Annotated in this window: 16 protein-coding genes, 1 pseudogene and 2 riboswitches; of the genes and pseudogenes, 8 read left to right on the forward strand and 9 right to left on the reverse strand. The window is 37.2% G+C overall.

Going from position 1 to position 18,479, the window contains the following annotated elements; translation table 11 throughout:
• Nucleotides 1-6 precede the first annotated feature (6 nt).
• The 4 genes from purB to D9780_RS14015 form a co-directional block, all read right to left on the reverse strand.
• Complete coding sequence (gene purB / locus D9780_RS14000; RefSeq protein ID WP_121640507.1) at nt 7-1,302, reverse strand: adenylosuccinate lyase; 1,296 nt, start codon at nt 1,300-1,302, stop codon at nt 7-9.
• Nucleotides 1,303-2,430, reverse strand: a complete 1,128-nt coding sequence (purK, locus tag D9780_RS14005; protein ID WP_121640508.1) for a 5-(carboxyamino)imidazole ribonucleotide synthase — start codon at nt 2,428-2,430, stop codon at nt 1,303-1,305.
• Nucleotides 2,417-2,902 carry a 5-(carboxyamino)imidazole ribonucleotide mutase gene (gene purE / locus D9780_RS14010; RefSeq protein ID WP_121640509.1) on the reverse strand — a complete coding sequence of 162 codons (486 nt, stop codon included), beginning with the start codon at nt 2,900-2,902 and terminating at the stop codon, nt 2,417-2,419. The genes purK and purE overlap by 14 nt, the downstream gene beginning before the upstream one ends.
• Before the next feature lie 281 nt (nt 2,903-3,183).
• Nucleotides 3,184-3,284: riboswitch (purine riboswitch) on the reverse strand.
• 117 nt (nt 3,285-3,401) lie between these two features.
• Nucleotides 3,402-4,016: a DUF2179 domain-containing protein gene (locus tag D9780_RS14015; protein WP_121641508.1), complete on the reverse strand. Its 615-nt coding sequence runs from the start codon at nt 4,014-4,016 to the stop codon at nt 3,402-3,404.
• Between the two features lie 564 nt (nt 4,017-4,580).
• Here D9780_RS14015 and D9780_RS14020 point away from each other — a divergent pair.
• Nucleotides 4,581-5,015 carry an Hsp20/alpha crystallin family protein gene (locus tag D9780_RS14020; RefSeq protein ID WP_121640510.1) on the forward strand — a complete coding sequence of 145 codons (435 nt, stop codon included), beginning with the start codon at nt 4,581-4,583 and terminating at the stop codon, nt 5,013-5,015.
• A gap of 211 nt (nt 5,016-5,226) precedes the next feature.
• Here the strand turns inward: D9780_RS14020 and D9780_RS14025 are convergent, their stop codons facing one another.
• Nucleotides 5,227-5,889 (reverse strand): MOSC domain-containing protein, encoded by a 663-nt coding sequence (locus tag D9780_RS14025; protein WP_121640511.1) that lies wholly within the window; start codon nt 5,887-5,889, stop codon nt 5,227-5,229.
• Between the two features lie 95 nt (nt 5,890-5,984).
• On the opposite strand from D9780_RS14025, the gene msrA reads away from it, so the two are divergent.
• The 3 genes from msrA (at nt 5,985) to D9780_RS14040 (ending at nt 10,246) form a co-directional block, all read left to right on the forward strand.
• Nucleotides 5,985-6,512 carry a peptide-methionine (S)-S-oxide reductase MsrA gene (gene msrA / locus D9780_RS14030; protein ID WP_121640512.1) on the forward strand — a complete coding sequence of 176 codons (528 nt, stop codon included), beginning with the start codon at nt 5,985-5,987 and terminating at the stop codon, nt 6,510-6,512.
• Nucleotides 6,513-6,794: 282 nt separating this feature from the next.
• A complete protein-coding gene (locus tag D9780_RS14035) occupies nt 6,795-7,967 on the forward strand; it encodes an MFS transporter (protein WP_073011821.1) in 1,173 nt (390 codons plus the stop codon).
• A gap of 602 nt (nt 7,968-8,569) precedes the next feature.
• Entirely contained in the window at nt 8,570-10,246 is a 1,677-nt protein-coding gene (locus tag D9780_RS14040) for a methyl-accepting chemotaxis protein (protein ID WP_121640513.1), read from the forward strand.
• Nucleotides 10,247-10,428: 182 nt separating this feature from the next.
• On the opposite strand, the gene D9780_RS14045 is transcribed toward D9780_RS14040, so the two are convergent.
• From D9780_RS14045 to D9780_RS14055, 3 genes and pseudogenes are all read right to left on the reverse strand, one after another.
• Nucleotides 10,429-11,763 (reverse strand): NCS2 family permease, encoded by a 1,335-nt coding sequence (locus tag D9780_RS14045; RefSeq protein ID WP_121640514.1) that lies wholly within the window; start codon nt 11,761-11,763, stop codon nt 10,429-10,431.
• Nucleotides 11,764-12,446: 683 nt separating this feature from the next.
• A riboswitch (purine riboswitch) is annotated at nt 12,447-12,546 on the reverse strand.
• A 241-nt stretch (nt 12,547-12,787) separates the two neighbouring features.
• Entirely contained in the window at nt 12,788-13,018 is a 231-nt protein-coding gene (locus D9780_RS14050) for a hypothetical protein (RefSeq protein WP_121640515.1), read from the reverse strand.
• 83 nt (nt 13,019-13,101) lie between these two features.
• Nucleotides 13,102-13,271, reverse strand: a pseudogene (locus D9780_RS14055) (IS1595 family transposase); the annotation flags it as partial.
• A gap of 116 nt (nt 13,272-13,387) precedes the next feature.
• On the opposite strand from D9780_RS14055, the gene D9780_RS14060 reads away from it, so the two are divergent.
• The 4 genes from D9780_RS14060 (at nt 13,388) to D9780_RS14075 (ending at nt 16,659) form a co-directional block, all read left to right on the forward strand.
• Complete coding sequence (locus tag D9780_RS14060; RefSeq protein WP_121640516.1) at nt 13,388-13,993, forward strand: TetR/AcrR family transcriptional regulator; 606 nt, start codon at nt 13,388-13,390, stop codon at nt 13,991-13,993.
• A gap of 166 nt (nt 13,994-14,159) precedes the next feature.
• Entirely contained in the window at nt 14,160-14,870 is a 711-nt protein-coding gene (locus D9780_RS14065; protein ID WP_121641509.1) for an ABC transporter ATP-binding protein, read from the forward strand.
• On the forward strand, nt 14,867-16,429 hold the full coding sequence (locus tag D9780_RS14070) for a putative ABC transporter permease subunit (protein ID WP_121640517.1): 1,563 nt from the start codon (nt 14,867-14,869) through the stop codon (nt 16,427-16,429). Before D9780_RS14065 ends, D9780_RS14070 begins: the two co-directional genes overlap by 4 nt.
• Before the next feature lie 20 nt (nt 16,430-16,449).
• Entirely contained in the window at nt 16,450-16,659 is a 210-nt protein-coding gene (locus D9780_RS14075) for a DUF1648 domain-containing protein (RefSeq protein ID WP_121640518.1), read from the forward strand.
• 498 nt (nt 16,660-17,157) lie between these two features.
• Here the strand turns inward: D9780_RS14075 and D9780_RS14080 are convergent, their stop codons facing one another.
• A complete protein-coding gene (locus D9780_RS14080) occupies nt 17,158-18,291 on the reverse strand; it encodes a metal ABC transporter solute-binding protein, Zn/Mn family (protein WP_121640519.1) in 1,134 nt (377 codons plus the stop codon).
• Nucleotides 18,292-18,479 lie beyond the last annotated feature (188 nt).

Genomic DNA, 18,479 nt, shown 5'->3' on the forward strand with positions numbered 1-18,479 from the left:
TCCACCTCACGCTAAGCCAATTTTTTCAAAGATTTGATCCACATTCTTTAAATGGTACGTATAATCAAAGCAATTCTCTATCTCAGGTTGCGATAAATGCGCCGTAATTGTTTTATCTTCCTGCACAAGCTGCTTAAAATGTGTTCCTGTCTCCCATGCTTGCATCGCTTTTGGCTGTACTGTATCGTAAGCAGCTTCTCGACTCATTCCTTTGTCAATTAAAATAAGTAATACACGCTGTGAAAATATAACGCCATGCGTTTTGTCGATGTTACGCTTCATGTTTTCAGGGAAGACCGTTAAATTTTTTACGATCGTACTAAAGCGGTTGAGCATATAGTTAAGTGCAATGGTCGCGTCTGGTAAAATAACTCTTTCCGCAGAAGAGTGGGAAATATCTCGTTCATGCCACAATGCAACATTTTCATAAGCTGTTGTCACATATCCACGAAGCACTCTTGCCATACCAGTCATATTTTCGGAACCGATCGGGTTTCGCTTATGCGGCATTGCGGAAGAACCTTTTTGACCTTTTGCAAAACGCTCCTCTACTTCTCGTGTTTCCGTTTTTTGTAAACCACGAATTTCTGTTGCAAACTTTTCAATGGATGTAGCAATTAAAGCCAATGTAGCGATATAAGCAGCATGACGGTCTCGCTGCAATGTCTGTGTAGACACAGGTGCAGGCGCTAAACCTAATTTTTTACATACATACTGTTCCACATATGGATCAATATTTGCATATGTACCTACAGCTCCAGACAATTTACCAAATTCGATGGAAGTTGCTGCTGCTTCAAATCGGTCCAAATTTCGTTTCATTTCTTCGTACCAAAGTGCTAGTTTTAATCCAAAAGTTGTCGGCTCCGCATGAACACCGTGCGTTCTTCCCATCATAACCGTATGTTTATGTTCGATCGCTTTTTGTTGCAAAATTTCAATAAACGCATGTAAATCTTGACGAATAATCGTATTTGCTTGCTTCACTAAGTACGATAGTGCCGTATCAACAACGTCGGTAGAGGTTAAACCGTAGTGCACCCATTTCTTCTCGGTTCCTAATGTTTCGGATACTGCTCTTGTAAAAGCAACAACATCGTGGCGAGTTTCTTGTTCTATGTCATAAATGCGGTCCATATCAAACGATGCTTTCGCACGTAATTGTTGCACATCCTCTTTTGGGATTACACCTAATTCACTCCATGCTTCACACGCTAATAGTTCAACTTCTAACCATGCTTTAAATTTATTTTCTTCCGTCCAAATAGCTCCCATTTCTTCTCTTGTATAACGTTCTATCATCTATTTTGCCTCCCAAAATGTCTTCATTTGCTGGTGTACGTTCTGTAACGTATCGCTAGTAAAAGTAATATGCCCCATTTTCCGTTGGGCTTTCGCTGCTTCTTTTCCATACAAATGAACAAAGCCTGCTGTTGCTTTCGGTAAGCACTGCATAACATGCTCTAGATCTTGCCCTAAAACATTGACCATGATAGCAGATTGTAGAAGGTTTACTTCTAGTAACGGCATACCACAAATCGCACGAATATGTTGCATAAATTGAGAAACATTACATGCTTCTATCGTATAATGTCCCGAATTATGTGGTCGTGGTGCCAATTCGTTCATATAAATAGAATCACCTTGAACAAATAGTTCCACCGCAAAGGTTCCAACGATATGCATATGATGCGCTAGCTTTTCTACCGCCTGGATCGCAAGCTTCTCTACTTCTGTCGAAACCGTAGCTGGTACAGATGTCTGGTATAAAATATGCTGGCGATGTTCATTTTCTGCAATAGGGAAAAAAGTAATTTCCCCAGCCTGCGAACGAGTAAAAATGACGGATATCTCTTTATCAAAACGTACCCACTGCTCTATAATACAATGTCGGTACTTATCAGCAAACTGACAAGCTGTATCAATGTCTGATTCATCCTCTATTTTTAACTGACCTTTGCCATCATATCCCCCACTACACGTTTTAATCACTACAGGAAAGGAAATATCTTGTAACGCTCGTAAACATTCCTCTCCATTTCTCACAATAACAAAATCAGCTACTGGTAAATCAAGCTCGCGCATCACTGTTTTTTCTTTTTCGCGATTTTGCGTCACTTCTAAGGCATAAGCGCCTTGTGGGAGCTTACCTTGTTGTTCTAAAAAAGCCGCTGCTTGTAAATTCACATTTTCAAACTCGTACGTAACAACATCCGATACATTCGCTAATTCTTTAATTGCATCCATATCGTCATAGTGGGCAACAATCGAATGATCAGCAACCTGCGCTGTCGGACAGTCAGCAGTTGGGTCAAGCACTGCAATACGATATCCCATATATTTAGCTGCTATCGCCATCATGCGACCAAGTTGTCCGCCACCAATAATTCCAATCGTTTTTGGAGGTAAGATAAGGTTATTTGTTTGCAAGTTCATCCCTCATTTCTGCAACAGCCTGCTTCATATCATTGCGAAAATCTTCCAATCTACTAGCTACTTTATCATCAAACGCACCTATCATTTGCGCTGCAAGTATCCCTGCATTTTTCGCTCCAGCTTTTCCAATCGCAACCGTTGCTGTCGGAACACCACCTGGCATTTGTACAATCGATAAAAGCGAATCAAGCCCTTGTAACGCTTTGCTCTGAACCGGAACTCCAATGACAGGCAAATTCGTTTGTGATGCTACCATTCCTGGTAAATGAGCTGCACCCCCAGCACCAGCAATAATTACTTTGATCCCTCGCTCCCTAGCTGACTTGGCATAAGTAAACATATCGTCTGGTGTCCGATGAGCGGACATAATTTCCTTTTCATATGGAAGTTGCAGTTGATCTAATACATCACAAGCATGCTTCATCGTTTCCCAATCAGAAATACTGCCCATAATTACCCCTATCATGATTTCAACCACCTTGTTTCTAATTTCTTATGCGATAATTCCTTGAATAAATAACATAAACCAATTACATGTAATGATCTTTGCGTCAACTAATTTCCTAAAAACCGTTACCAAGTCTTTATCGACAGCGACCATTTTTGTTATCCTGCAAAACGTTAGAGAGCGTATACTCCCTATAATGTAAAACAAAAAACAGATTTATTTCTACTCTCATAGTTATAAGAGAAGAGAATAAATCTGTTTCAATATATATGGAAACAGACGTGCCTTCGTTAAGCATAGCACGATCCTACTTCCCTCATAGTCCAGTCATTTACGGTGCTGGGTAGAGACTTCTGAGCCATATTCTCAGTTTTATATGAGGTTCCGTTGTTTTATTGTCGATTTAAGAATAACAATATATTGTCTTACTGTCAATAAAATAACGAACATTACTTATTAAAACAAAAATAACGTTCGGTTTTTACCATTATTTTACGATTATACATTATTCTTTGCTTTATTTGTGTAATTCTCCTTGGTCATCTGCTTTTACCTGCTGGTGTTTTCTCTCTTCTTCCGTACGTTTTTTCGGATTCATTAACCGACCTTTTCGCACTTGTTTCACCCAAAATCCGCCATGTATTTGCTTCGGTTCATAAGCAATGATAAACGCTTTCGGATCAATTTGTTTAATGGTTTCATAGAGTTTCAACTCATACTTACGAGGGGTTAAGATTTGCATGGATAAACGATCACCTTCCATCCCGTAAGCAAACCAGCTTGTAACACCATAGCCTTTATCCCGTAATTGTTTCGTAAAAGCGATATCTGGATTTGATGAAATCACATTGACGGTAATATATCCTAGCGCTAGCTTTTCTTCAATCATGGAACCACAAATAACACCTATTCCAAAACCGATGGCATAAGCAATTAAATTTTGAATTTCATTTAAGTTATCTAGTACAAGCCCGAGACCAAGTACATAAATAACAATTTCAAACATACTAACGAAGGCAGCAATGTAACGCCTTCCTTTTAATGTTAAAATCATGCGTACAGTAGATAAGGATACGTATACGATATTAATAACTAAAATAATAACAACCATAACGATGGCATTACTTAACAACATCAAGCCCTCCCATACCTTGATTTAAGAGGATGTTTCAAAGTTCGATGATTTACATGTACTTATGGTCTCATCTGTTTGCTTGAAGCCAATGAGACTAATCCATTGACAACAGTATACATATCAACTCATCAACCCTTTTTCAACTCACTCTTTAAGCTTACCTCATTTCTCATATTTATGAAATATTTTTATTTTCATGCGTATTTTACAAACATGACATGCACATCGAACTAACGACAGCATAGGCTATCATGTAGTGACTTGAACCTAGGATTTTTCAGGCTGCAAACTGTCCCTTACTACTCATTTAGTAACAAATAAAGCGGACCTTCCATCCGTGAGGGTGTGGTTTCCTCCCCTATCCCCATAGGTTGTTAAGCAACTACGGGGACGTCCTAAAGGCGCCTCTAAATGAATGGAAGATGTAGGTGCTGTTTTCCCTATTTCCATTATACCTTCCTTTTCTTGAAGCAAAAGTCTTACAGCACCTTATATCCGCTAAAAAAATTTGGCTATCCATTACATACGTAGATGGCCAGGATAAAACGAGGTGATACGTGTATGGATCCTTTTCAGCAAATGTCCGATTGGAAAAAGAATATGGATCATTTTTTCGGTGATAGTTTTTGGAACGAGTTTGAAGGACTTATAAAACCTACAATACCACAAATAAACATTTATCAAACTGACCATGAATTATTTTGTATTGCAAGTGTTCCCGGACTAAGTGATTTGGAAAAGCTCGATGTTTACGTAGACTATACTACATTGGAATTAAAAGGTTCCATTGATATTGACCATTCTTATGGAACAGTAGTGAAAGAAGAAATTCTACACGGTGTATTTGAAAGAAAAATAACCCTTCCCTTTCCAGTTCGTTCCGATAAAATAAAAGCAACTTACAAAAATGGCCTTGTCTATATCCAATTGCATCGCCTTATTTCCGAAACAAGCAGAAAAAATCGCGTTCATGTTCATGTATTGGAAAATTCCTAAATGTACGAATTACGGAAAAAACCGCTTTTCAGTATGGAATGCATTACCCACTGATTAGCGGTTTTATAGATATATAGCCTCAAATGAACGTATCAATAGTAAAATTCAATTTGTTTACACGATACGATCGGATTAGAAAAGCGACGGCGCTTTTCCCGCCGAGAAGAGCTAAGCTTTCTAAGCTGTAAACGAAACACCGCCAAGCTTACTCTTATTCAGGGCCAAATAGACGCCTTTTAGTTCGTAACGGAATGCCCCGCAATCTTTTTTTTAGCATATTTTTCCACATACTCCCTAGCACGTCACACTGTAATAAATCGTCTGCTAAACGTAAATCTTCTTTAAACTTGTGCATTGCCTCATTGCATGCAGCAATCGACCATTGCGGGTAGGGACGATCAATTAATTCCATATCTTGTTCTGCTTGTATGTTCCCTGCTTGAAGAATGCGAAAATACCACCCTGTACGACCACTTTGTTGCATTTGTAATGCAAAATCATCTATTTGCAAATGCCTCGCTAACTTCCAAGATGGTAAATAAGGTTGGCTAACTTGAACGATCGCCTCCCCTAGTCGATAGGTATCTCCGATGGACACCGCGTACTCATCCATCTCTAAGACAGATAGATTTTCCCCAATATCTCCTATTTGCATCGTGTCTAATTCATAGACGTCAGCCCAATCATAATAATGTTTCCACGGGTAAACAAACAATGCTTTATCTCCGTCTTTCTCCAGCGTTAACCCTTGATCTGTTACATAAATAGAACCGTTCACCTCTTCATTTACATAAGCCATAGCCCCCTTTTCTTCTTGATTTTGCTGATCTAGTTTTTTCCTATGAAATAATTTATGAATATATGGTTCTGCCATTCTGTCACCTACTAGCAAAATATGTTATAGTATCTTTATTCTAATAAAAATAAACTAACTTGCAAACTTCCTTATGAAAAGCGAGGGATTCTTTCATGAAGAAAAAACAACGAGCAACCTTTGCTGGCGGATGCTTTTGGTGTATGGTAAAGCCGTTTGACCAATGGAATGGCGTAGACAGTGTTATTTCTGGATATACAGGTGGTCATACGGAAAACCCGACATATGAAGAAGTAAAACAAGGCAAAACGGGGCACTATGAAGCAGTTGAAATTATTTACGATCCAAATGTTTTATCCTATGAAACCATATTGAACATATACTGGCAGCAAATTGACCCTACCGATGACGGAGGACAATTCCATGATCGAGGTGACTCCTATCGAACTGCTATTTTTTATCATAATGAAAACCAAAAAATAGCAGCAGAATCCTCCAAATTACATCTTGAAGAGAGCGGAAAATTTTCTAACCCGATTGTTACGCAAATTTTGCCAGCTACGGCTTTTTATCCAGCTGAAGCATACCATCAAAACTTTTATCGAAAAAATACAGTTGCCTACGAAGAAGATCGCGCCAAATCTGGTAGGGATGCATTTATTAACCAAGTGTGGAGATCATAGGCAATGAACAAACAGATAAAATATGTCCTACTATTCACACGGTAACGGTAGCACATTTTAGTAGTTCTTCATTATTTTCACATGTGTGATCACCCACTCGATCTAACATACCGCTAAGCCAGTAATCGACGATAACTTCCCTGTTTTCTATTTCATTTTTGGAAGTTCTATTTGTATGGCATTACAATTTACACGATAGAGAAGTATATGATTTTTTGGGTTTATGTGGCCATAAGACTGGGCGATAAGCCAATTTTTTTTCTAAAGTTAGGAGAGAGATATTTGTCAAATCAACCATCGTTAACACCTTTAAAAATGTTGTTATTTGCTTTCCATGCTACGAATACGATTATTCTTAGTTATTTACCTTTGTATTTAAAATACAAAGGACTGGATGGTACAGAAATTGGATATGTACTAGCAGTTGGTCCTTTAGCTTCTATTGTAGCGCAACCGTTTTGGGGATATATGAGTGATAAATATAAAACGGTAAAACGTGTTATTCAAGTCTGTCTCATCGGCTTACTAGTCATGAGTGTGATCTTTTTTCAAATGAATACACTACTACCAATACTCATTGTTGGAGCTATATTTTATTTTTTCGTAACTCCTATTGGTGCACTAGGGGATAGTCTTGCACAACGAAGAGCCCATGATCTTGGCGTTTCATTCGGAACGATACGTTTATGGGGTTCAATTGGTTTTGCTACTTCTTCGCTTGTTATTGGAGAAATCCTTACAAGAGCCGGCATTCAGTATATGATTATTCCTTACTTATTTTTCGGGGTATTGGCATTTATTGTTAGTTTTAAGCTAGTGGACGTTAACGTAACGTCAGAGCCTGTAAAATTAAGGGATGTCAGTTTGCTCATTAAGAGTAAACCTTTTCTTATTTTTCTTTTCTTCATCATGTTTTTAAGTGTGACGCACCGAGCAAATGATAGTTTTATTGGTTTGTATATTGAGCAACTAGGTGGAAGTGAAGGTTTAGTTGGAGTGGCTTGGTTTGTCGGCGTACTTACCGAGGCGCTTGTCTTTGCTACCGCTGGCTACTGGTTCAGAAAATATCACCCACTCGTATTCGTTATTATTGCTGGGATTTTATATAGTATTCGCTGGTTTATTTATGGGGCAGCAGATAACCCTTGGCACATCATTAGTTTACAGTTTATGCACGGATTAACTTTTGGTACGTTCTATTTAGCTTCATTTAACTATATATCACGACTTGTTCCTAAAATATTACAATCAACGGGACATCTTGTTTTCTTTGCAACATTCTTTGGTGTATCAGGGATTATTGGTTCCTTAATTGGAGGTGCCATGATTGATACCTTTAGTGGAAATGCCTTATACAATTTCATGGGAATCATTGCTTTCATTGGTACCATTTTAATTACAATTTACCACTTGCTTCCATACGGAAAAGAAACGTATATACATGACAAAGCTTAGAAAAACTTAGCTTATCGCCAGGTTCCTATGAGGAAAGTTACGTTTTTCTTATACGATAAGCCTGTCCATTTTATGCATCCTAAAGCGCAAAACAGATTGCCATACTCGTTAAAAAAAGTATGGCAATCTGTTTTCATTATTAGACTCCACCCTATTTCGTATTAACTAGTTCTAAATGTCTATTTTTTGTTGACATTTAAGGTAATAAGAACTATTATTTTTGTTAAGACCTACATGTTACCAAAATATTACTCTACTCCACACAAGTTAGCTCCATTCTAAATGGAAGATAACAGCTACTTTGAACAGCCTTTAGAACATACTCAATTAGATACCAGGAACGAGGGAGGAAAAATACCCACGGGTTGAAAGCCCGATTTTATTGAATTTTTTACAGTTTGTTATCGCTTACCAGCTTCATAAATTAGCTATTTCCATTTGAAAAACTTGGCTTGTCGCCAAAGTCCTTATGGCGAAAGGCGCAGTTTTTCTTATACTATAAACCTTTAAGCTTCTATGCTTTCCTATGTGCAAAAAAATTTAATGAGGCTAACTAAACGTAAACATGTGGCAAAATTTCATTACCAATAGGAGGAACAGCTTTGCATACAAAAACGATACCGAATAAAACAAATCAGCTGGAAAACAGCTCTATACATAGAAAGCTAATGGGAATAACAGAAGAGACACTAGATTTAGTAAGACAAGCCGCACCCATCCTATCACCACATAAGCAAGAATGTATTTCTGTCGTTTACAATTATTTTGAATCTATTTCAGACCAAAATAAGCAATCCATTTCACAGCAACAATTAGAAACCATTGTTGAAACGTATGTAGAAGAACTGTTAAAAGCAACTGTGGATGATAATTACATACGCTCTCGTATGGAAATAGGTAAACAACTCAGTCAGTTACATATACCTGTGGAACAATACATCGCTGTCCACCATTTACTCACTCATCACATCATTTCTTTATTACTAGAACAACCACGCCGCAAACAAAAACAAACCATACCATTGTCGCTCGCTATACAAAAATTGACTGCCTTCGATCAGCAACTTATCGTACAAGCACATATCGAAGAAACATTTAAATCCTTTCTAGGTCAAATTTCAGAGTTACTTCATGGTGTGACGACGTTAGATTCGACAGAGCAATTAATTAACCAAATGGAAAGCATTGTCGAAGAAAGCCACAATGTAACATCTGCTACCGAAGAAGTCAGTGCTTCTGTTAATGAAGTAGCTGAACATGCTACCAAAGTAGCTGAAGAAACAGATGAAGCGGTTGTTTCTGTAAATAAAAGTAAACAAGTAATCCATGGAGCACTTGAAGATATGAACCAAATGGGCGAGGTTTATAAAGAGGTAGCCACGCAAATAAGAAGTTTAAATGAAGAAATAAAGCAAACTCATTCTTTTGTAAATGTCATTGAAGATATTACAGAGCAAACAAACTTACTCGCTTTAAATGCAAGTATCGAAGCTGCACGCGCAGGTGAACATGGGAAAGGTTTTTCCGTCGTCGCTCAAGAGGTTCGCAAACTGGCAGAACATACAAAAGAACAAACAATACAAATTAAGCAAAATATGGAGTCACTACAACAAGTAGCTAGCGATGTTACAACAGAAATGGATAACACGGAAACACGTATGCAACTTACAGTGTCAGAATCACAAGCTGGCGAGCAAGAACTGGAACATATTATAGCAGCTATACAGGCCATTAACGGTTCCACCTCACAAATTGCGGCGATGACAGAAGAACAAACATCAGCAGTAACCGAAATTGCTGATCGAAACGCGGCTATGTTTGACATGGGGAATGCAACCCAAGGTGTCGCCAAAGAAACAGCTAAAATCATTTTAGAGTTAAGCAAACAGATGGATGCATATCGCCTGACATTTTTTGATAGTATTCGTTTTCACGCAAAAGATATATTAAAAGCAGCAAAAACCGATCATTTGCTTTGGAAATGGCGTGTATATAACATGCTACTTGATTTAGAAGAAATTGATTCTAACCAAGTCGCTTCGCATCAAGCATGCCGGCTTGGTGAGTGGTATTATGGAAATTTACCGTCCTATCTTAAAGAAAATTCTATCTTCCACCAGTTGGAGGAACCACATCGCCAAGTACATCATTATGCAAAGTTAGCCGTGCAAAGCTATGAACAAGGAGAACGCACAGAAGCGAAAAGCTATTTCAAGCAACTTGCTACTGCTTCCGATGAAGTTTTACGTCTTTTAACACTACTAGAACAAGCAATTTGACACTTCTATTCTTTTAGGTGTAAGCTTGCTAGCTTGAAACAATTTAATGATTTGTTATCTACAAAACGCGCTTAGTTGAGGTAATGATTTTCATAATGGTAGCAGATCATTCCGTGTTTCCTATCGATGTAGAAAATGCCTTTCCCAAGTGGAAAGGCATTTTCTCTTTCTTCTCTAATTTTCTAACTTAAGAACATAAAATATAATACAAATATCACAAATAAGAAATACATGACAGGATGAACTTCTTTAGCTCGCCCTTTTAACAGCATCGTAATTGGGTAGAAGATAAATCCAATGGCAATTCCTGTCGCGATACTATATGTCAATGGCATCGCAATGACAATCAAAAATGCCGGAACAGCAATTTCAAATTGATCCCATTCAATATTCTTTAATGCAGAAGACATTAATACACCAACGATGATTAATGCAGGAGCCGTTACTTCTGCTGTTACGACACTTAATAATGGTGAAAAGAATAGTGCGAGTAAGAAAAACATAGCGGTAACTACGGCTGTAAACCCTGTTCGTCCACCAGCTCCAACACCAGCCGTTGATTCCACATAAGCTGTCGTTGTCGAGGTGCCTAATGTTGCACCCGCTACTGTAGCTGCCGAGTCAGCAAACAAGGCTTTCCCAGCCCGTGGTAGCTTATTATCCTTCATAAGCCCTGCTTGGTTCGCAACGGCAACTAATGTACCTGCCGTATCAAAGAAATCAACAAATAAGAACGTTAAAATAACGACCAGCATTTGCAATGTAAAAATATCACCAAAATTCACAAACGCTTGTCCAAAGGTAGGTGCCAAGCTAGGAACATTGCTTACAATCCCATCCACGCCTGATGGTGGGGTAATTAAACCAACAACCATTCCGACGATAGCAGTAATAATCATTCCGTAAAAAATACCACCACGAATGCCAATCGTCATTAAAATAATCGATATCACTAAGCCAAAAACAGCTAAAAGTACGGTTGGTGAAGTTAAATCACCTAACCCAAGTAATGTCGCTTCATTAGCTACAATGATACCCGAGTTTTGAAAACCGATAAAAGCGATGAAAAAGCCAATCCCTGCACCTACAGCCATTTTTAAATTCGCTGGAATAGCATTAATAATTTTTTCACGTAGCCCAGTTAGTGTTAACACAATAAAAATAAGTCCTGAGGCCAATACACCACTTAGGGCTGTTTCCCAAGGTATGCCATATCCTAATACTACTGTATAAGCAAAAAATGCATTTAATCCCATTCCCGGAGCTAGTGCAATCGGATATTTTGCAATCAGACCCATAAATAAAGAACCAATCGCTGCAGCAATTGCTGTTGCGGCAAATACAGCGTCCTGATCCATACGAGTCACTCCACTAGGCAAGTCTTCAATTCCGACTAATGCTAATGTGGACGGATTAACGAATAAAATATAAGCCATTGCTAGAAAGGTTGTTAACCCCGCCATAAACTCCGTACGGTAATTCGTACCCAGTTCGTCAAATCTAAAATACTTTTTCATGATGTTTCCCCTCTCATTTTGTCTGCTCGTACTGCAAGCATTTGTTGTAGTAATGCCAACTGCGCAATACGTTAAGTTGATTACCTTATTACTACTAGATGAACTTTCCATAAAGTGCGTCTTGAATTAGTAGAAGTTATTTTATCCTCCACTGAGTGCTAGTACTTCTTGGATACGACCTATAGATCTCTTAGAACAAAAGCTCGGGGCGCCCGTTTAGCAACGTAGCGACTGGAACGAAGCAACGAAAGTTTTAGGAAACATGCTCCTGCAACAGGAGTATGCCGGTGCCCTCCGGCAAGCCCGTCTTTAGTCGGCCTTCCTATTTAGAACGAACCAATGATGACTTATCATAAGGCAATGGAGTGAAGTCGCCTAGTTGCTGGGCGCTTGCGCCGGACGTGGCTAAATAACTTAGTAAGTTTATTTACAGCTGCAAAATTTTATAATTTCCTAGACGACGAAAATTGGGCTTAAACGACTTGTTCAGTTTCTAGCTTTCTATTTCTTAAAATGGTAGTCTGCCAGCAACTTATATCCATTTGATAAGTTTCCATTGACTTTAATCCAATAAAATATGCATAAAATAGACATAAAAACGAAAAAAGCCCTCAGGTCTGCACCCAAGAGCTTGTTTCATTCACAGAGATATTCAAATAGAACCATCCATTTGCTTATCCTGTGATCACATATATCTCTTGCGTAGTCAGACTATTTACGGCAGTCTGGTAGAAACTTTGAGCCATATCCTCAAATTATACGCCTCTATTTAATTAACACAGGATTATCATACGATTTTTTCCGACACATGTCAACCAAACACGAACATTATATTATTATTTTTGTTTTTTGTTCGATAAAACAAAATATGATGTACTCTTTTTCATTTAATTGCTGCAAGAGCAAATTGATTTTCTTCCTTCGTAGGTAAGCGTTTAGTAGTTATCAAGTTATATCTGCGAATAATTCTTCGTATCATTTTCTTCATTTTATTCGTTCGTTTACGTACATTGGAAACCGATCGTTACCCAACGTAATTATGAAACGACCAAACAACAACAATTATACTTACTACTCCCCAAACTGTCGTACTCACTATCCACCAAATGATGGATTGAGCTTTTGTTGAACTTTCCTCGTTTTCCTTATTTGCTGTTATAAAAGCGAGCTTACTTTCCATACCTTTTTTCATAGACATGAGAACAACAAAGCCGATTATTATAAAACCAATACCCGCCCAGCGTAATACATCCAACGCTTCCCCCTCCTCTTTTCTTAAATTCCTTTCATCTTCTTTATTCTATTCCCTGCCGTTACATGTTTCATCACAAATTTAGTTTATCTAATCGTATCATATTTTTCCGATTTTTCATTAAATACACTCTGATCATTAAGTCATTCATAATAACTTCATTTTGTGATGTTGAATGCTTTCTAATGCCTGAAACCAAGCAAGGTAATTACTAACGTATTTCGGTAGCAACACCGTTACAACCTAAAATTTTTCCTCATCTAATTGAAACTGATCCTGCCAAGCCAGACTATGGCACCAAGGATCTTTCAAAAAAACACAATTGACAATTTGTCAGTTAATCCGTATACTAACCATCAAAGAGGTGAAAAAATGCGAGATGTTAAAGATCCTGAAATTCGCAAAGCAGAGATCATGGAAGCTGCATTGCATCTTTTTGTGAAAAAAGGGTTTTTAAAAACGACAACACAAGACATTATAGACAAAGCTAACATATCTAGAGGGTTACTATACTATCACTTCAAAGACAAAGAAGCTATCCTTTATCACTTAGTAGAAAGATATTCAGAACCAATGGTAGGACAATTATATAAGGTCACTTATAGTGACACATCAGCAATTGAAAAGATTCGCTCCTTTATACAAGCTACTTTAATTACGCCAGACAAAGCAACAGTTGATATGATTGCATTACAAAGTATCATCGATTTGGAACAAAATCGCTATTTGATGGATCGTTTTGCTCATAAAATTTCTGAGATACTCACAACTTATTTAACTCATATTATGGAGCAAGGAATGTCAGAAGGGGTTTTTCATGTACCCCAACCAAAGGAAACAGCCTCTTTTCTTATCAATGGATATGTATTCGTTTCCATCGACACAAGTACGTTGCCTAACGATAAAAAATTGCTGTACTTGGAAGCATACAAAAATTTATTAGAGCAAACATTAGGGGCGAAAACAAAGATTTTTTAGTCTAAAACGCCCGTCTTTATGACAATTGCCGTAGTTATTCTTATAATAACCCTAAAAAAGATGTTACTTTACTATAGTGTTAGAAACCAATGGTTCCCTACCATTGGTTATTCTTTACAACCAAACTGACAAAGTGTCAGTATAAGGAGGAGCAAAATTTATGGCTATCTTAGAAATAAAAAATCTCACGAAAATCTATAAAAGTAAGAAGAAGGCCGTTAATCAATTAACACTTACAGTGGACAAAGGGGATATTTTTGGTTTTATCGGAGGCAACGGATCAGGGAAAACGACAACGATTAAAGCAGTAGTAGGCATTCACAATATTAACCAAGGAGAAATCTTCATCGATGGGCATTCTATTATAAAAGAACCGCTGACCTGCAAATCTAAAATTGCATATATTCCTGATCATCCAAATTTATATGAACATCTAACTGGGTATCAATACATTAACTTCATTGCCGATTTATACAACGTACCCACTTCTAAGCGAAAACAACGAGTTCAAAAATATAGTGATTTATTTGCAATGACACCAGCCCTTAACCATGTTATATCTTCCTATTCACACGGGATGAAGCAACGAACTGCCATTATTTCTGCTTTAGTTCATCAACCAAAACTTTTCATTTTAGATGAACCATTTATTGGACTGGACCCAAAAGCATCTTACTTATTAAAACAAGTTATGCAAGAATGTGTAGCAAACGGTGGAGCAATCTTCTTCTCAACGCATGTTCTTGATGTTGCAGAAAAACTATGTAACAAAATTGCCCTTATTCATCATGGTAAATTAATAGCAAGCGGTCCTACTGAAACTGTTAAAGGCAATCAATCATTAGAAGCTTTCTTTATGGAGGTACAAAACATATGAGTAAAACTTATTTGCTATTCCGAATTCAAATCATTAACTATTTAGCGCTTAATGAAATGAAACAATCCGGACAGAAAAAGAAGACAGCGATCACATTAGCATTTGGTGTTGTAACCCTCCTGTTTTTACTCTGTACGTACAATTGGTTTACTGCGCTCGCCTTAGTAGAATTAGGAAAGCAAGATTTCATACCTGCTTATATGGTTTCTGTATCAAGTTTTGCCATATTATTTTTAACCGCTCTTCGTTCGAATGGGATTTTATACGGAAGTCACGATTTAGATTTATTGTTAGCAGCACCTATCAAACACAGTGAAATTATTAGTAGTAAATTCCTTTTTATGTATGTACTCAACTTCTTAGTTGCTTTTGCATTTATGACTTCTGGCGGCGTTGTGTGGATGTTACACACACCTTTTGATATTTTTCCCTTTACGCTATATGTTATTTCCTTGTTCTTTGTTCCTTTCATTCCAATGTGCATTGCTTCATTGCTTGGATTATGCATGGTATACATCGGCTCTTTTTTTAAAAACCGTAACATTTTTGCCGTTCTATTCTCCTTTATAAGCCTTGGACTAATAGTATATGTGGCGAATGTTAATATGCATTCGGGAGAAGGAATTACAAATATAGGAGTTATGCTTGCAAATCAAATTACCAAACTGTATCCTCCAGCAGTTTTTTTTCTAGATCATTCAAGCATTTCCGCCCCCATTCGTTTGGCGAGCTTTATTGGAATATCAACTGTTGTATTCTACCTGTTTATAAAATTTGTTTCAGCACAGTTCAGGTCGCTCAACGACATTGCAAGCACATCTTCCAAATATAGGTCAAACGAGAAAAAAGTGCTAAAACATAGGTCGCCTTTCGTTGCGCTTTATCGAAAAGAAGTCTCACAATTTTTCCATTCTTACACAGCTGTACTAAACGCTGGGCTTGGTGTTATATTGCTGTCCGTTTTCAGCATTTTTCTAATCTTTGCATCCCCCGAGCAATTAGGAAAATATATCCGTATGGATAATATACATCACTTTCTTTCTATATATGGACCAATAATTATATCCGCTATGCTCTCACTAAGTTGTCCTGCTGCATTCGCTATTTCTTTGGAGGGGAGAAACATTTGGATCGTGCAAAGTTCACCCGTATCTATTAAAAAGATTTTAAATAGTAAGCTGGCTATGAATCTAACATTGCATGCTATTGCATATTGTCTTGCCATTCTAGCTTTTACAACCCGGGTCCAAATGGACACATTGCAAATCATTAGCACATTACTTATTCCTATAGCATTTTCTCTATTTTCAATTACACTGGGGCTCTTTGTGAATAAAAAATACCCGAACTTCACTTGGGACAATGAGATGATCATTGTAAAACAGAGCCTACCAGTAATTATAACTAGTTTAATTAGCATGTTAACAGTTGTCGGACCTATTATGCTTCACTGGATTTTACCCTTCCCTCTACAACCTCTGTTATGGGGAATTGCCGTTGTTATGATCGTCGCCTCAGCCATTATGTATCAAAAAGCTTGCAAAGCAACATATATTTAAATGAAAGGATGGGAAATAGGATGAAATTAAAAGATATTGTCGTTTTTCTAAGCATGTTTATCGTTATATTCGTTATTTGTTTGTTTTTACCTCAAGAAATTCCCATTCATTTTAACGCGCAAGGAGAAGCAGATATTATCGTTAATAAATATTTTTTGCTCATTGGAACGATGATTCCTTACTCAGCTTATTGGCAGTTTTTTCGAAAAGAAAACGGAAAAACGGATTAATATATATCTACAATGAAATAAGGTGCTGTATCCTTCCACTGCTAATAGAAGGTGTGGTTAAGAAATCCAACTAAATAATAACAGCACCTACATTCGCTACCTATTTACATCTAGTTACGAAAATTAACCAATGAATGTCTGTAAAGTTGTTGATCGAACAGTTTTTTCTTTCCTATAGTGGTTAAAAGAAGCAACGTTGCTGGCGTAATGCCAGCAACGTTGCTTCTAGTTAACATTTAACATTCTTCATAACATTCATTGCTTTTTATTGTTCTATCACGATTTAAGACAATTTCTTTCGTTCGCGGTATGATATGCTTTCTCTTGCATAAGGTATTTTACACTCTATTTCCATTTAGAGCAAAGACACAATCTAAATTATAAAACAACTTTTACATGCTTTTATCCTTTTTGTTTTATATAGTTAAGCATACTGAAATACATGGTGATTGAAAAAAGGTTATTTTTTTATCAACAAGTAATAATTCCCTTCAACATTTATTCATCATGAGCATGACTATGATCGTGATGCTCATGTTCGTTCTCTTCCACTTTGCCAGGTTCATCAGAAACTGCCGTAGAATCCGATAATGCTTTTGTTAAGGCCTCTAAATTAGATTGCATGAGTGTAAAGTAATCCTCATCATTTTGTAAATCTTCTTCTGTTAAAACAGATAAATTATGGATACGTAAAGCTTCCGCATTCACTTCCTCGCGAACAACATCTGCTACTTTAGGCGTTACATTCTGCTCAAAGAACACATATTTCAATCCATGGTTCTCCGCAGTTTCTACAATATGTTTCAACTCTTTTTGTGACGGCTCATTTGTTGGACTTAAGCCAGATATAGGAATTTGCTTAAGATGATAAGAATGCTCCCAGTATCCATAAGCAGCATGCGATACAATAATCTCATTTCCTGGTAAATCCTGAAGTTTGTCTCGAAACGCTTTATCTAGGTTTTCAAGTTTTTCTTTTAGCTCAGAAAAGTTTCTATTAAATGTCTCTTTAGAATCAGGTTGAAGTTCTACAAGGACATCCTTTATCTTCTCAGCTAACTGGATAGAGCGGATTGGATCTAACCAAACATGCGGATCTTTATCTCCGTGGTCATGTTCAACATGTCCGTCTCCATCCGTGTGGTCATCTTCCCCCTCATGTTCATGCGCATGATCACTTTCTACATCACCTTCATGATCATGAGCATGACTATCTTCTTCTCCATGTTCGTGAGCATGCTCTATAAAATCTATCCCTTTGGAAGCTTCCACTATTTTTATGTCTTCCGATTGTATCGTATCTGAGATTTGTTTGGCATAAGGTTCTAAGCCTGCTCCGTTATAGATAAAAGCATCTGCTTCAGCAATTTGTACTATTTCTTTTGAGCTTGGTTCATAATGATGAGGATTTGACCCCGGCGGTAAAATAGATTCAACGATAGCTTCATCCCCTGCAATTTGTTCAGCAAAATACTGAAGAGGGTACACAGTAGTAAACAAAGTTATATCTTTTTCTGAACTCTTGGAGTCATCACTTGCTTTACTTTTTTTGCCTTCCTCGCCTTGGGAACATGCAGTTATTACGAAAATTAGCAAAAATAGGATGAATAAACCTTTATACTTTTTAAACATTTCTTCTCCTCCTTTAAATTCATTAGCGATTATATCGTAACGATTTCGATTTGTAAATAGTAATTATTACGTTTTATTTTTTATACTGCTATTGAATCATATATTACTTCCCTCTTAAATTCTTATATACAACAATGCAACATTGGCTTTTCCATATTGTATATGATAAACTTTACTATTATTATGCT

Source organism: Virgibacillus sp. Bac330 (genome assembly GCF_003667845.1).
In the GTDB taxonomy this organism is placed as follows: domain Bacteria; phylum Bacillota; class Bacilli; order Bacillales; family Amphibacillaceae; genus Virgibacillus; species Virgibacillus chiguensis.